Raw genomic sequence first — 14,491 nt, forward strand, 5'->3', positions numbered from 1 at the left:
GTAAGTTGACTCAGATAAAGGCCTCGCAAATGCGAGGCTTTTTAATGCTTAAAGCAATCTAAACCACAAATATTAGTGACAATGTAACGTAGAGTTTAAGTTTTCATGGCGTGAAATCGTTTGCTTTTAACGAAAAAGCCATCAGTTTTGTATAGGTAATAGCGCTATAATAGACTGTTTTTATAAGAAAAATTAAAATAAGAAGTACAATTTTGCTGAATTCATTCATTTTCATTGAATTGAGACGAAAAACAGTAAATAATATTGTCCCGTTTACACGGGGCTTTTTTCTTTCGGAGGCACAATGCTTTACCGTCTAGCCAGAACTGGCTTTTTTCAACTTGATGCCGAAAAGGCACATGATCTTGCAATCAAAAACTTCCAACGCTTCAACGGCACTCCTCTCGATCTTTTCTATCGTCAACAATTACCGAACCGTCCAGTAGAATGCATGGGACTTACATTCCGTAACCCAGTTGGTCTTGCTGCTGGCTTGGATAAAAACGGCGAATGTATCGAAGCATTTGACGCTATGGGCTTTGGTTTTGTCGAAGTTGGTACTGTTACTCCTCGTCCGCAACCAGGTAATGACAAGCCACGCTTGTTCCGCCTAGTTGAAGCGGAAGGTATCATCAACCGTATGGGCTTTAACAACCTAGGTGTGGATCATCTAGTTGAGAATGTGAGAAAGGCAAAATACAACTGCGTTCTTGGTATTAACATTGGTAAGAATAAAGACACACCAATTGAGAACGGGGCAGAGGACTACCTGATTTGTATGGAAAAAGTGTACGAGTACGCAGGTTACATCGCTGTGAATATCTCGTCACCAAATACACCAGGACTTCGTTCACTTCAGTACGGAGAAGCGTTAGACGAATTACTGTCTGAACTTAAAGAAAAACAGTCAGAACTTGCAGAAAAGCATGCCAAGTACGTACCACTTGCTCTGAAAATTGCACCAGATTTGAGCGATGACGAAATCAGCCAGATTTGTGAGTCTCTGATCAAGAACAACATTGACGGCGTTATAGCAACAAACACAACGCTGGATCGCACTGTTGTTGAAGGCATGAAACATGCAAACGAAGCGGGTGGTCTAAGCGGACGTCCGGTTCAATCACGTTCAACAGAAGTTGTGCGTAAACTTCATGAAGAGCTTGGCGACAAACTTCCGATCATCGGTGTGGGCGGTGTTGACTCATACGTTGCCGCAAAAGAGAAAATGATGGCAGGTGCGCAACTTGTTCAAGTTTACACAGGCTTTATCTACCACGGACCTGGTCTCGTACGCGATATTGTTAAAAATCTATAAGATCAATCGCTAAATCGTTGAGAAATCGACGCTTGTTACTAAAAAAGAGGAATTCGTTTCCTCTTTTTTTTTGTCCGTTCGTTTGTAAAATTTAAAAATCATGAGTAGGTAATTAAGCGTCTTACCTCTTATTGCTGTTTAATTAGTCACAAGAGAACGGAATAATGCTTAAACCCAGCGACAAATGGAATTGGTATTTTGACGAGCACAAAGCTTGCTTAATGCTGGATTTAGGGGAGGAAATGATTTTCCAAACCAATCTATGCCGTAAGCTGTTGGTCAATTGCGCCTTCTCAGAAAATGAATTCACAGTTGATGATGCAAGCGCGTTTCAAACATACAACGAACGAATTCGCTGTCTCGACATAAACGAATACCGCCAAGCAGAGTTAACACTTTATTGTGTAGCCGCCAAACGCTTCCACAAACCTGTACAGCCTAAGAGCTGGTTCTTCGATGCTCAAGCATGCGATCACAAACCGGAAGAAGGGGATATGGTTTTCTTAACGAATGAACACTCCGAAGGTGTGTTCATTGTCCTTGAGGCAGGTGATACTTCTAGCTTTTGTGCTTATGTAGGGCAAGAAGAGTTCTTGCTCAATGGAAGTAAAGCACTTGGTTTCGGCCAGCCTATCAAAGTCATGCATGACAGAATGTCATGTGCTAATCACTTATTTATAATGACACCAATGGCAATGGTAGGGTAGTTTCCTTTTTGATTTTCTTTGTATTTCGTTCCTTTGTTTGCATTAATCGACCGTACTAGGTCGATTTTTTTTGCCTAGAATTTTCCAAATCTCTCCTAGTACATACTCAAAACTCACCCCTAGGTGAGGGGGATTTCGTATCTCATATATGAAGCAGCTCACTTTTATTTCACTTTTTTCATTTTAGCGTTTCCTTAAATTAGACAACTTGGCGCCTAATATTTCACCTTTTATTCCCCTATACGTTCACTTTGTAAGTAAATTACATCCTCAACTCTCGGTTGGTATAGACCAAACTTAAGGCAAATAAGTATTCACTCCTTCTGGAGGGCTTGTTCTTATTAGGTAGTGAAAAAGAGACTTATTTCTTGATGACAGGTGTTGTGTTTTGACTTTCATCAGGAAGGGTTGGTGATGGATTGTGCTAACAAATCGAAAAAGCCTTTAAAAACGAGGCATTGATCGTAAAGTCAGGTATAATCAAAGCCATTTTTTATCGACGAAAGAACACTATGAATCAATATCTCGCGGTAACTTCAAATGGCATGGAAAACTTGCTGGTTGAAGAACTGACTAAACTAGGCATTGAAAACGCCAAACCAGTACAGGCAGGCGTAAAATTTAAAGCAACGAATGAGCAGATTTACCGTTGCTGTTTGTGGAGCCGCTTGGCGTCTCGATTTGTACGTGTTTTATCGGAGTTTACCTGTAACGACGACATGGACCTTTACCTGTCAACGTCTGCAATCAACTGGGTAAACCAATTCCATAGCTCAAAGCGTTTTGTGGTTGACTTCAACGGTACTAACCGCGAAATCCGCAACAGCCAGTATGGTGCAATGAAAGTAAAAGATGGCATCGTAGACTGCTTCGAGAAAAAAGGGCTCCCTCGTCCTAACATCAGTAAAGAGAACCCGGATATCCGTGTTCACGTCCGTCTGCATAAAGACAAAGCGATTCTTGGTGTCGATATGGTGGGTAGTGGTCTTCATCAACGTGGTTACCGTCCAGAATCTGGCCGAGCTCCACTTCGTGAAACGCTAGCCGCAGCTATTATCATGCGTAGCGGTTGGGACACTCACCAACCGCTTTTGGATCCTATGTGTGGTTCTGGTACTTTATTGATTGAAGCAGCAATGATGGCCGCTAACATGGCACCAGGTGTTAAACGTAAACAGTGGGGCTTTGAAGCGTTAGAAGACTTCGAACCTGAGCTTTGGGCAGAGATTAAATCTGAAGCTAATGTACAAGCTCGTCGTGGCGTCAAAAAAGTTGACGCTAAGTTTTTCGGCTTCGATAACGACCCAAGAGTTCTGAAAGTAGCGCAAGACAATGCTCGCAGAGCTGGTGTCGAAGAGTTGATTGAATTCGCTCAGGGTGATGCTGCAACTCTTACCCGTCCGGCTGGTTTCGAAGCGGGCGTTATCGTTTCTAACCCTCCTTATGGTGAACGTCTTGGAACTGAGCCAGGTCTAATTGCGCTATACACAGCATTTGGTGGCCAATTAAAAGCAGAATTTGGCGGTTGTAACGCGTCTATCTTCTCTAGTTCAGACGAACTATTAAGCTGTCTTCGCATGCGTGCTGATAAACAGTTTAAACTGAATAACGGTGCGTTACCGTGTCACCAAAAGAACTACAGCATTGCAGAGCGTAGCGCTGATGAAGTGAAGGGAGCGAACGGTACCACGGTTCAAATCGCACCTGACTTCTCAAACCGTTTGAAGAAAAACATTGGTAAGATTGGTAAGTGGGCTCGTAAAGAGAAGTTAGATTGTTACCGTATCTATGACGCAGACCTTCCAGAATACAACGTAGCAATCGACGTTTACGGCGACCAAATTGTGATTCAGGAATACGCAGCTCCGAAGAATATCCCAGAAGAGAAAGCGAAACGCCGTTTGACCGATATCATCCGTGCCACAATTCAGGTGACAGGTGTTGAAGCGAATAAAGTTGTTCTTAAAGTTCGTGAAAAGCAGAAAGGTCGTAGCCAGTATCAAAAATTAGGTCAGGAGTCTGAAACTCTTGAAGTGAACGAGTACGGCGTGAAGTTGATCGTAAACCTTCACGACTATCTAGACACAGGTCTGTTCTTGGATCATAAAATCACTCGTCGTCGCTTGGGTGAAATGGCCCAGGGTAAAGACTTCCTTAACTTGTTTGCTTATACAGGTAGTGCAACCGTACACGCAGCAATGGGTGGCGCACGTTCGACAACCACGGTAGATATGTCGAATACTTATCTGAACTGGGCAAAAGACAACATGCAGTTAAATGGTCGTGTTGGTCGTCAACATCGTTTTGAACAAGCAGATTGTTTGCAATGGTTAGAGAATGCGAAAGGTGAGTATGATTTGATTTTTATTGACCCACCGACATTCTCCAACTCTAAGCGTATGGAAACTTCATTTGATGTGCAGCGTGATCACATTAAGCTGATGACCAATCTTAAGCGTTTGTTGCGTTCAGGTGGCACGATCGTTTTCTCAAACAATAAACGCCACTTTAAAATGGATGAAGCTGCGTTGGCAGAGTTAGGGCTAAAAGCGCAGAATATTTCTTCGCAAACATTGCCACTAGACTTCTCTCGCAATAAACATATTCACAACTGTTGGTTAGTGTCTCACGTAGAATAAACAAAGGATTAAAGATAAAAGGATGTTACAAGCGTTCACACTATACAGCACTGAAGGATGCCATCTCTGTGAGATGGCATATGACCTTATGGGTCAGGCAGGTCTCGCCGAACACACAAACATTGTCGATATTGCACTAGATGATGAACTCTTCTCGCGTTACGGCGTCACAATCCCTGTGTTAAAATATCAAAATTCTGAGTTGAACTGGCCGTTTAACTTGGAACAACTCAAAAATTGGTTGGAAAATAATGGCATTACTTACCATTCATAATGCACAACTTGCATTTGGGGACCATCCACTGCTTGATAAAGCAGAATTTGCTCTACAAGAAAACGAACGAGTTTGTTTAGTAGGGCGAAATGGTGCTGGTAAATCAACTTTGATGAAAGTACTCGCTGGAGATATTTTGCTTGATGATGGCAAAATTCAAGTGACTCAAGATGTGGTGGTTTCGCGTTTAGAACAGGATCCACCTCGTAACCAAGAGGGCACGGTTTACGAATTCGTGTCTGGCGGGTTGGCAGAAGTCGGCGATTTACTCAAGATCTACCATGATCTTCTTGATCTTGTTACGCATGACCCGAGCGAAAAGAACATTAATCGTCTTGCAAAAGTGCAAGAGCAACTCGACCACTTGAACGCTTGGCGTTTTGATGACCGCGTTAATAACGTTTTGGGCGCTCTCAAGCTGAGTCCCGAAACAAAATTGACGGATTTATCCGGTGGTTGGCAACGTAAAGCAGCACTTGCGCGTGCGCTTGTATGCGATCCAGATGTATTGCTTTTGGACGAACCGACGAACCACCTTGATGTGACCACCATTGAGTGGTTAGAAGGCTTCCTGAAAGACTTTAAAGGTTCGATCATCTTTATTTCGCACGACCGCACGTTTATCAAGTCAATGGCAACGCGTATTGTCGATCTCGACCGTGGTCAATTAGCATCATTCCCTGGAGATTACGAGAACTACCTTGTAGAGAAGGAAGAGATGCTTCGTGTTGAAGAAATGCAAAATGCAGAATTCGACAAAAAACTTGCTCAAGAAGAAGTGTGGATTCGACAGGGAATTAAAGCACGTCGAACTCGTAACGAAGGCCGAGTAAGAGCTCTAAAAAAATTACGTGAAGAACGCAGTGACCGCCGTGAAGTTCAGGGTAAGGTAAACTTAAACATCGATGATGCCTCTCGTTCAGGCAAGATTGTCTTTGAAGCAGAGAATATCTCTTTTGCTTTTGACGGTAAAAATATCGTTGATAACTTCAGCTTCAACATTATGCGCGGCGATCGTATTGCACTAATTGGTCCTAACGGCTGCGGTAAAAGTACCGTGCTCAAGCTGCTATTAGGTCAGTTAGAAACTCAAGGCGGCCGTTTGCATTGCGGTACAAAACTCGAGGTGGCTTACTTCGACCAGTACCGAGAAATTCTCGATCCTGAAAAAACGGTTATCGATAACCTAGCAGACGGCAAACAAGAAGTGATGGTTGGTGGTCGCCAGCGTCACGCATTGAGTTATTTACAGGATTTCTTGTTTGCTCCGAAGCGTGCTAGAACGCCAGTTAAAGCACTTTCAGGTGGTGAAAAGAACCGTTTATTACTTGCTCGTATATTGTTGAAACCAAACAATTTACTTATTCTTGATGAACCAACTAACGATTTGGATATCGAAACGTTGGAACTTTTAGAAGAAATGCTTGCCAATTATCAGGGTACGTTACTATTAGTTAGCCACGATCGTGAGTTCGTCGACAACACAGTAACGACCAGTTGGATTTTTGAAGGTAACGGTATAATTGAGGAGTTTGTTGGTGGTTATCACGATGCAAGACAGCAACGTGAACAAGCTCTTGCTTCGCGCAACTCGGTTGAAAAAACAGCGAAGAAAGATAAAGTGGTTGAGGAAACTCCCAAAACTACGCAACCTAAGAACAACTCGAAGAAGTTATCGTATAAGCTGCAAAGAGAATTAGAAGCTCTTCCAGCTAAACTAGAACAATTAGAGTCGGATATTGAGGCACTACAAGAACAGGTGAATGACCCATCGTTTTTTGCCAAATCTGTAGAAGAAACTCAACCGGTATTGGAACAGCTCGCTGCTGTAGAGCAGGAGTTGGAAATCGCATTCGAGAGATGGGAAGAACTCGAAGCAATGCAACAGGACAGTTAAGAATTCGATGAATTGTAGTAACAAATTCAAATTGACCGCCGTCGCGATGATGGTTGGCACGGCAATGAATGCGAATGCAGCATTGTATCAAGTGGTGGAAGTAGAGCCAGAAGTTAATGGCGACGTTCTAGATTACCAGACCGCTTACGGTGTAGCTATTCAACAGGGCGATGTAGAAAACCCAGGGACAAACGCGCCATTCGCTCTAGGTTGTTTTGATGCAGGAGCGAACTGTACTTCGGACCAGTTTAAATTAGCAATTGAGACTCGTGCCGAACCAATTTCTGTTGGACAAGCGGTAGATGGAGTAAGCTACAGAGAGGAGGTTCCATTTGCTATGGATTCTAGCTTCTATACTGTCGAGAACACATCTGATGCTGGCGATGATGAGGACTTCAAACGCTACTGTTATAATGAACTTGGTTATTCAACTTGTGACTCATGGGCAGCATTAAACTGGAAGCCATGGCAGAAAGAGAAGTTTTACAAAGACTACGAGGCTTCAAATGCTTTGGTAGTAGTCGAAGGCCGACCTGATGCTTACAACAATAAGTATAACAATGTAATCAATAAGTTAACTGAAAACTTATCGGTTATTGGTAACCAAAGTGTTGTAAATGAAAATGATTCAACACTAGAGACAAGGAACACCGTTGTCGCGCCTGAACTACCAAATATTATAACGGAGGAAGGGCAAGCGAGCGTTGTAGAAAGTCACGCGTGGAACACTGATGGTACATTTACTGTTGGTAGTGTATCTCGAAAAGCTACCAATACGAATGGTACTCACCATACATCAAAAGCAGCGATATGGGATGATACCGGCCTTGTATCAGAACTGGCTTGGCCAAGTAACCAAGCTGAAGATGGTGAACGATTGGCTCAAGGCAGTATGCGTGATCTTAAAGTTGAAGGTTTAACCGTTTATGGTGTTGGTTACAACACTTATTCTGATAACAACTATATGAATGCAACAGTGTTTATTGGTTCTTTAGAAAAAGAAGGTTCCCTAGAAAACGTTGAATGGGTTAACAAATCTGTTGATGGTGCGCAACAACGAATTGATGATGAAACTGTACATACGAACTCTCGTCTGACCGACGTTAATGATAATTTCGTCGCCATAGGCGAGGCAAAGCGCTCTGGCCGTTATCCGATGCCAACTGGTTCGTACCCAAACCGTTTGTTTATCGTGAAGGATATAAGAGAAAGCTCACCCAAAGCATTTTACCCAACAAGTGGAATCTTCTTTAACGGCGCTGGCGGGTCAATGGGCAGCATCAATGCATCAAATGAGATAGTGGGTCAACTTGATGCTGAGAACTCGCGTGAAGACGAGGGTAAACCTCGCCGTAAACGTGGCTTCATTTATCCATATAGTCCGTCAGATAGGTCCAAAACCCTATTTGAAGATAAGGCATGGTTTTTAGACAACCTCACAAATGGCGGTGAGTTTTCACAAGAAAACAATGCATTCCGCATCATTAATGCTTCGGATATCAACGATGCAGGTGTAATTTCAGCAACCGCAATGAAGTGTGAAGGTGGTTACAAGACAACTCAACATAACGCCTCTTGTAATGGAACTGAGCAAATCGTTGCTGTTAAGCTTATGCCTATTCCTGATGCAACAGCAAAAGATATTGAGAAACGTAGTATTGAAGAAGAGTCTTCAGAACGACAAGGTGCGGGCCTAGGTTGGTTGGCTTTGACCATGCTAGGTTTGTTCGGGTTCCGTAGAAAATAGTCAGTATTTTTTAAATCAAGCAGAGGCTCACAGAAATGAGCCTCTGTTTTTTTATGCCTTGAGAAAATCCTCAAATTGATCGATTCTTATAACTGGAGTCATAAAAGCTCCATCAAAGTTTCACAATATCAGCTGTACGTTAGTAAATGGACCTGTATGAGGAATTAACTATGAAGAGACAAAAGCGTGATCGCCTAGAACGAGCTCAATCTCAAGGCTATAAAGCTGGGTTGAATGGGAGGTCTCAAGAGGCTTGTCCGTATCAACAAATTGATGCTCGGTCATATTGGTTAGGTGGTTGGCGTGATGCCAGAGATGAAAAACAATCTGGTCTCTACAAATAACTCTCCACATACAAACAGAAGGATTTGAAAAGGCTCTTTAAGAGCCTTTTCTACATTTGTAACGAGGATGAATGTAGAAATGAAAAAGGCCCCAAAAAGGAGCCTTAAGAATAATCTGTAAGCAGGAGATTAAAAGCTAGAAGTATCTTGGAATAAACCAACTTTCAAATCTTTCGCAACGTAGATCTCTTTACCATCAACACATACACGACCATCAGCTAAGCCCATTACAAGCTTGCGGTTAACAACGCGTTTCATGTGGATTTCGTACGTTACTTTTTTCGCTGTTGGTAGGATTTGGCCAGTAAATTTAACTTCGCCGACACCTAGAGCACGACCTTTACCTTTGCCGCCAACCCAACCGAGGAAGAAACCAACCAGTTGCCACATTGCATCTAGACCAAGACAGCCTGGCATTACTGGGTCGCCAGGGAAGTGGCAATCAAAGAACCAAAGATCCGGAGTAATGTCCAACTCTGCAAGGATCAAACCCTTACCGAAATCCCCTTCAGTTTCAGACATTTTACTGATGCGATCCATCATTAGCATGTTCGGCGCAGGAAGCTGCGGATAACCAGGACCAAACAGCTCTCCTTGGCTAGAGGCTAAAAGATCATCACGGTTATAAGAATCACGTTTGTTTTGCATTATCAATTACTCCAATTTTTGATAGCTGCATCTTAGTGAACACGTGTACGCTAAACAACTCCGATCAGTACTAGACAAACCAGTTTTTGATGCGCTCCACAATTCCTAAAGGATGCTCATGTCTTTCAAAGTTTTCAATACGTTCGGCGATCTTGCCAATGATGCTGTCATCTTCACCACGGAATGGCTTCGACATCAGAATTGGGATAGCTTCATCTACCGTAGAAACCGACCAAATATGGAACTCGCCATTTTTAATGCTTTCTATTACATCTTTATGTAACGCAAGGTGTTTAAGGTTTGACTTAGGTAAAATAACCCCTTGCTCCCCGGTAAAGCCTTGGTGCTTACAGACTTGGTAAAAACCTTCGATTTTTTCATTTAAGCCGCCAACGGCTTGGACACGGCCAAATTGATCAACCGCGCCAGTAACCGCAATTTGTTGGTCAACGGGAAACTCAGACAGGGCACTCACCAAACAGCACAATTCCGCTAATGAGGCGCTATCGCCATCAACCTCACTGTAAGATTGCTCAAATACAATAGATGCAGAATATGGCAGAGGCTCATCAAGGTTTAACGCCGAGCTTAGGAATGCTTGCATGATCATCATACCTTTGGCGTGCAAGTTACCGCCTAATTCCGCTTTTCGTTCAACGTCGGAGATGTCACCATCACCAAAATGAATCACACACGAAATGCGAGCGGGCTCTCCGTAAGAAACAGGGTGTCCGGCCATATCAATAACGGTTAGGCCATTGATCTGCCCAACTTGTTCACCGGTAGTTTCAATGATCACTTGCCCATCAAGAATGTCGTCAACGGCGCGTTGTGGTAGATATGACTCACGATAGTATTTGTCATCAATGGCAGCATCAATCGATGTAAAATTGATAGTGTCACATTCAGTATATTGACTGGCTAAACTAATCAATTGATTGTGCCAAAGAACACCAAGAGGTAGGTAATGTTGATCTTCCGTATAACGCATACCGGCAAGCATTAAGCGTTTAAATGCCGAATCGTCCAAACTAGGGTGCTGATATTTTTTACATATCCAATTCACTAAGCCGAAATAAAGAGCGAGGCTACGCTCAGAGATGTGAATATCTTCTTCTACTTCGGTGTACATAGTCATTCCCGTAGAAAAATCGTCATCTACAAACTCAATCTCTGCCAATTGAGTTCGGTCACCTGTGATGATCAACTTAACGTCATAATGCTGAGCTACAAAAGGAGAGGATGCAATACGATTCGGGGTTAAGTTAATCGGAGCAAAAGCCTCCCCTTGTATCGCAGCTTTCACACTCGGCCATCTTACTGCGTTTGCCAAAATGAGGTTAGCAGGAACGATTAGATAGCCACCATGAGCCTTCGATAATAAGCCATTCTCGAAAGTTGATTGACCTTCAGTATTTACGCTATATCGATCAAATAGATCTTTTGCGTCTAGAGACTCTGTTGAAACCACTGGCAAAGACGCAATATCGATTACAGCTTCTCGAACGAATTCACGGTAAATTGCATTATCTGCGCAGTTTACGAGTAGGACTCTTGTGAGGCCATTTACCCGAGCAAATCGACTCAACGTTGCCGTCAAGCGAGGTTGTAGGTCAGTAAATGTCTTTGCAGGGAGAAATGGGGCGGTTTCTAATAGTGCTTCATATGGCTGAAATGAAGGAGTTACGTCTTGCCAGTCAAGTTGGTTCATTAATAATCGTCTTAATTCAATGTTGAGGTCATTATAACGAAACGTCCTATAACTCCATAGCGAGAATTTGAGCAATATAAAAATACTGAATATTCATATGATTAAACCTTCGACAAATGAGTGATCAACATCGATACTTTATGGAGTTTTAATTGCTGTATAGCAATATCTGGGTTACGCTGTCACCAGGTGTGTTTTAAGGGTCGAAAGGATGAAATATCAGCAGCTTGAAAATCTAGAGTGTGGTTGGAAATGGAAATATCTGATCAAAAAATGGAAAGATGGTGAATCGGTCACCAAGTATATTGATACCAGTGAAGCGGATGCTGCCGTTGCAGAACTACGAAAATTAGAACATGAACCAACTTTAGTGCTTGCTTGGATTGAAAATCATATGTCTGAAGAGTTAGAGAATAAACTCAAACAGGCAATTCGTGCCAAGCGTAAGCGCCATTTCAATGCTGAACAAGTTCATACCAAAAAGAAATCGATTGATCTTGACTATCGAGTTTGGGAGAAACTGTCAAATCGTGCGAACGAGTTAGGTTGTACACTCTCTGACGCAATTGAATATTTACTCTCAGAAGCTTCTCGCAGTGAGAAGGCCAGTCAAAAAGTAACCTCGATTAAAGAAGATTTAAATAAACTATTGTCTAGTTAATGGAGTATCAAATGCTTTATGTAATCTTGATTGCTGCTGTTGTTATTTTTTGGCTTATCGCTGTAGATAGACCTGTCTTAAAAATATCGTTTGAGAAAGGGCACATTACAAAAGTGAAAGGTCATATTCCTCCTTCCTTTAAACACAACTTGCAAGACATTGCTGAGCATGACCCTTTTGATGGTGAGATGAAAGCTTATAATCAGCGAACAGGAATGCGTTTGACCTTTTCGAAACAAGTTCCGAAGAAAGTGCAGCAGCGAATTCGTAACGTCTTCCCTCATCAAGGCTTTAAGTCAAGCAAAGGGAAAAAAAGAGCTTAAGAAAACTATCAGTTGCTTATTCTTGTTAAATGGGGCGCATTAATTGCGCCCCGTTTTATATCTATTAAGTCAGTAAGTTAGAGTTTTTCTTTTATGAATCATAAGGAAGCTCCATGCGATACACTGTCACTTTAATCTGTTTTTTAATTGGGGCATCAGCCGCGAAAGCCGATGATTCAGAGACGAACCCCATTGCAAAGAAAATTAAAACAGAATTGCAAAAGAAGACCAATAGACGATTTGATAGCTATGAAGGTTATTGTGACCTAATGATTGAGATGGAGCATAAAGGTAAGACTGCGAAGATTAAAAAAGTAAAGGGAAGTGGTGATAAAAGCGTATGTAAATTTGTAAAATCAAACTTAAAAATTGGTAAACGATATCGTTATAAGTTTGCGGAAAAATACATACGACTTCACATAACAACGGGTGATTAGCCTTCACTAATAATATTTCGATAACTTGGATATATTTATAAGTGGAATTAATGTCACATTCCATTTACTGCTTGTGTCTTTATAGATAAACTTGCCAACAGGAAAATAAAAACAACGTTAGGAATAGCAGTTTGTTGCTCACGCAGAAAAACTATACACCAGAAGCAATGGACATCGCAGTCAAGGTATCGAAAGAAGTCGAACTTAGACATGCCAAGTGGCTAGCTAGTATGAATCACCAAGTGGATCAGTCACAAGTGGATAAGCTCCTTAGTTTACAGGGGCGATATTGTGACGACGTGATCTTTAGTGAAGAAGACAGAATCACGCGCAACCAAAGAATACTTCTCATGTGCGAACAAGAGCGAGTAAAAGAAAAGCGCCAAATCGTGGAAAACAAGCAGAAAACACTGCAAAAAGTCATCAGCGATGTATCGAAAGTCGCCGATCGAATGTTAATGAAAAAGCTTGAAACGCTTCCAATTGATAAATTATCGAGCATTATACCCGCATTTGAGCTGTTCGCATCGTTTGCCTATTCTCCATCTCTAAGCTTTTCAAAACTGACAGACTTGGCTAACAATAGCCATCAGCTAAGCTCAACGATTATAGACCTGATTGAAAACTCAAGACTGCGTGAGCGAGGAAGTGCTGCTAAAACTAGTTCAGATGCAAGAGTCGCGATTGGTCGCCTTGGAATTGAAAATTGCCGCAAACTATTCCCAGTTTTAATGGCGCGCCCAATGATGAGATGGTCAGATAGTAATACTAAAATCCTGACTCCCAAGTTTTGGCAACAATTGGTTTTGACTGCCAACGTCACCAAAATGCGATTGGAATCGGCAGATGTTCAAGATTCCGATTGTGGTGTTTTGATCGGAACGCTTCGTAGCTTAGGTAGCATCGTATTGATTAATCACTTCACAGATACGTTTGAAGACGCACTCATTGAAGTCATGCTGAACTATAGAAAAACGAACAGGAAAGATGAGTATTATGCCTGTGCAGATGTCCGACCAAATTCCGCTTTCTTGCCTAAAGTCATTGTCGATATGGAAGCTCTGGTGACTAAAAGACTTTTAGAAAACTTTCATTGGCCGAAGAATGTAGAACATATAAAAGTTGCTGTTCTTGAAGACATTGAAAGCAAACCCATCTTAGAGCGTAGTGTCTATGGCGCAGCATTAGCGCAGGCTAGGGCATATGCAATCTATGATGGATTATCAAGAAGTGCAGTGTTTGCAAAAAAGCACAAACCATTTTGGTTTGCTAACGTCCAGATATCGGCGGAAGCATTATCATCAATTAGAATGAGTGCTCCAGGGAAGATGACGCTCATGATATAAAGAAGCGACAGTGTCACAAAAAGTTTAAAGCGACTATATCAAGTCGCTTTTTTAATGTCGTAATAAATAGAACTGAATAAGATAAGGTTACGTCGTCACGATCCTTCAAACCAATCGTGGTGAGAGCCATCAATTTGAACGAGCTCGCCTAAACAATCACGTCGGTAGCGAGGTTGGTAAACTTTAGGCTTGCGTTGCGAATGAGGCGTCCATAAACCATCTGCAATCATCCAACTTCGTAAGGTCTCGTTAGATACTGGAAGGCTATGTAACTCAAATAGTTTTTCTCTAGCAAGCGTTGGAGTAAAATCAGAATAGTGATCACGAATCAGTTTTAAAACTGTGTCTCGGTAGTCACTGGGATAGCGGTTATTACTTGGGATCCTACGATCGCAAACATCTTGGATTACTTTAAAACGATTGATATCAGAATCATTCATAG

At 42.1% G+C, this 14,491-nt stretch carries 13 protein-coding genes and 1 pseudogene; 11 read left to right on the forward strand and 3 right to left on the reverse strand.

Annotated elements, in window-relative coordinates; translation table 11 throughout:
- Positions 1 to 304: 304 nt before the first annotated feature.
- The 7 genes from pyrD (at position 305) to rmf (ending at position 8,923) form a co-directional block, all read left to right on the forward strand.
- Positions 305 to 1,315 carry a quinone-dependent dihydroorotate dehydrogenase gene (pyrD, locus tag L1076_RS17890; RefSeq protein ID WP_038872975.1) on the forward strand — a complete coding sequence of 337 codons (1,011 nt, stop codon included), beginning with the start codon at positions 305 to 307 and terminating at the stop codon, positions 1,313 to 1,315.
- 164 nt (positions 1,316 to 1,479) lie between these two features.
- Complete coding sequence (locus L1076_RS17895) at positions 1,480 to 2,022, forward strand: cell division protein ZapC (protein WP_237304193.1); 543 nt, start codon at positions 1,480 to 1,482, stop codon at positions 2,020 to 2,022.
- A gap of 512 nt (positions 2,023 to 2,534) precedes the next feature.
- A complete protein-coding gene (gene rlmKL / locus L1076_RS17900) occupies positions 2,535 to 4,661 on the forward strand; it encodes a bifunctional 23S rRNA (guanine(2069)-N(7))-methyltransferase RlmK/23S rRNA (guanine(2445)-N(2))-methyltransferase RlmL (protein ID WP_038872968.1) in 2,127 nt (708 codons plus the stop codon).
- A 22-nt stretch (positions 4,662 to 4,683) separates the two neighbouring features.
- On the forward strand, positions 4,684 to 4,935 hold the full coding sequence (locus tag L1076_RS17905; RefSeq protein WP_038872965.1) for a glutaredoxin family protein: 252 nt from the start codon (positions 4,684 to 4,686) through the stop codon (positions 4,933 to 4,935).
- Positions 4,913 to 6,832 carry an ABC transporter ATP-binding protein gene (locus L1076_RS17910; protein WP_237304194.1) on the forward strand — a complete coding sequence of 640 codons (1,920 nt, stop codon included), beginning with the start codon at positions 4,913 to 4,915 and terminating at the stop codon, positions 6,830 to 6,832. Before L1076_RS17905 ends, L1076_RS17910 begins: the two co-directional genes overlap by 23 nt.
- A gap of 7 nt (positions 6,833 to 6,839) precedes the next feature.
- Positions 6,840 to 8,579, forward strand: a complete 1,740-nt coding sequence (locus tag L1076_RS17915) for a DUF3466 family protein (protein ID WP_237304195.1) — start codon at positions 6,840 to 6,842, stop codon at positions 8,577 to 8,579.
- A 170-nt stretch (positions 8,580 to 8,749) separates the two neighbouring features.
- Entirely contained in the window at positions 8,750 to 8,923 is a 174-nt protein-coding gene (rmf, locus tag L1076_RS17920; RefSeq protein WP_005532367.1) for a ribosome modulation factor, read from the forward strand.
- Between the two features lie 129 nt (positions 8,924 to 9,052).
- On the opposite strand, the gene fabA is transcribed toward rmf, so the two are convergent.
- A complete protein-coding gene (fabA, locus tag L1076_RS17925) occupies positions 9,053 to 9,571 on the reverse strand; it encodes a bifunctional 3-hydroxydecanoyl-ACP dehydratase/trans-2-decenoyl-ACP isomerase (protein WP_038872958.1) in 519 nt (172 codons plus the stop codon).
- Positions 9,572 to 9,641: 70 nt separating this feature from the next.
- Positions 9,642 to 11,282, reverse strand: a complete 1,641-nt coding sequence (locus L1076_RS17930) for a Lon protease family protein (RefSeq protein WP_105068092.1) — start codon at positions 11,280 to 11,282, stop codon at positions 9,642 to 9,644.
- Positions 11,283 to 11,493: 211 nt separating this feature from the next.
- Here L1076_RS17930 and matP point away from each other — a divergent pair, with 211 nt between their 5' ends.
- The 4 genes from matP to L1076_RS17950 all read left to right on the forward strand — a co-directional run bounded on the left by matP (position 11,494) and on the right by L1076_RS17950 (position 14,049).
- On the forward strand, positions 11,494 to 11,943 hold the full coding sequence (gene matP / locus L1076_RS17935; protein WP_045404428.1) for a macrodomain Ter protein MatP: 450 nt from the start codon (positions 11,494 to 11,496) through the stop codon (positions 11,941 to 11,943).
- Between the two features lie 11 nt (positions 11,944 to 11,954).
- Complete coding sequence (locus L1076_RS17940) at positions 11,955 to 12,266, forward strand: DUF3634 family protein (protein ID WP_237304196.1); 312 nt, start codon at positions 11,955 to 11,957, stop codon at positions 12,264 to 12,266.
- A 113-nt stretch (positions 12,267 to 12,379) separates the two neighbouring features.
- A complete protein-coding gene (locus tag L1076_RS17945) occupies positions 12,380 to 12,703 on the forward strand; it encodes a hypothetical protein (protein WP_104026305.1) in 324 nt (107 codons plus the stop codon).
- Positions 12,704 to 12,834: 131 nt separating this feature from the next.
- Positions 12,835 to 14,049 (forward strand): HDOD domain-containing protein, encoded by a 1,215-nt coding sequence (locus L1076_RS17950; protein WP_237304197.1) that lies wholly within the window; start codon positions 12,835 to 12,837, stop codon positions 14,047 to 14,049.
- A 101-nt stretch (positions 14,050 to 14,150) separates the two neighbouring features.
- Here the strand turns inward: L1076_RS17950 and L1076_RS17955 are convergent.
- A pseudogene (locus tag L1076_RS17955) lies at positions 14,151 to 14,489 on the reverse strand (ISNCY family transposase); the annotation flags it as partial.
- Between the last annotated feature and the right edge of the window lie 2 nt (positions 14,490 to 14,491).

Origin of the sequence: Vibrio sp. MMG023 (assembly GCF_021654215.1) — a bacterium.
Lineage (GTDB): Bacteria > Pseudomonadota > Gammaproteobacteria > Enterobacterales > Vibrionaceae > Vibrio > Vibrio jasicida.

Excerpts from the sequence above, each read along its gene's own strand:
- matP (WP_045404428.1), top strand. The coding sequence starts at position 11,494 with ATGAAATATCAGCAGCTTGAAAATCTAGAGTGTGGTTGGAAATGGAAA.
- fabA (WP_038872958.1), bottom strand. The coding sequence starts at position 9,571 with ATGCAAAACAAACGTGATTCTTATAACCGTGATGATCTTTTAGCCTCT.
- L1076_RS17895 (WP_237304193.1), top strand. The coding sequence starts at position 1,480 with ATGCTTAAACCCAGCGACAAATGGAATTGGTATTTTGACGAGCACAAA.
- L1076_RS17915 (WP_237304195.1), top strand. The coding sequence starts at position 6,840 with ATGAATTGTAGTAACAAATTCAAATTGACCGCCGTCGCGATGATGGTT.
- rmf (WP_005532367.1), top strand. The coding sequence starts at position 8,750 with ATGAAGAGACAAAAGCGTGATCGCCTAGAACGAGCTCAATCTCAAGGC.
- L1076_RS17910 (WP_237304194.1), top strand. The coding sequence starts at position 4,913 with ATGGCATTACTTACCATTCATAATGCACAACTTGCATTTGGGGACCAT.
- pyrD (WP_038872975.1), top strand. The coding sequence starts at position 305 with ATGCTTTACCGTCTAGCCAGAACTGGCTTTTTTCAACTTGATGCCGAA.
- rlmKL (WP_038872968.1), top strand. The coding sequence starts at position 2,535 with ATGAATCAATATCTCGCGGTAACTTCAAATGGCATGGAAAACTTGCTG.
- L1076_RS17930 (WP_105068092.1), bottom strand. The coding sequence starts at position 11,282 with ATGAACCAACTTGACTGGCAAGACGTAACTCCTTCATTTCAGCCATAT.
- L1076_RS17905 (WP_038872965.1), top strand. The coding sequence starts at position 4,684 with ATGTTACAAGCGTTCACACTATACAGCACTGAAGGATGCCATCTCTGT.
- L1076_RS17945 (WP_104026305.1), top strand. The coding sequence starts at position 12,380 with ATGCGATACACTGTCACTTTAATCTGTTTTTTAATTGGGGCATCAGCC.
- L1076_RS17940 (WP_237304196.1), top strand. The coding sequence starts at position 11,955 with ATGCTTTATGTAATCTTGATTGCTGCTGTTGTTATTTTTTGGCTTATC.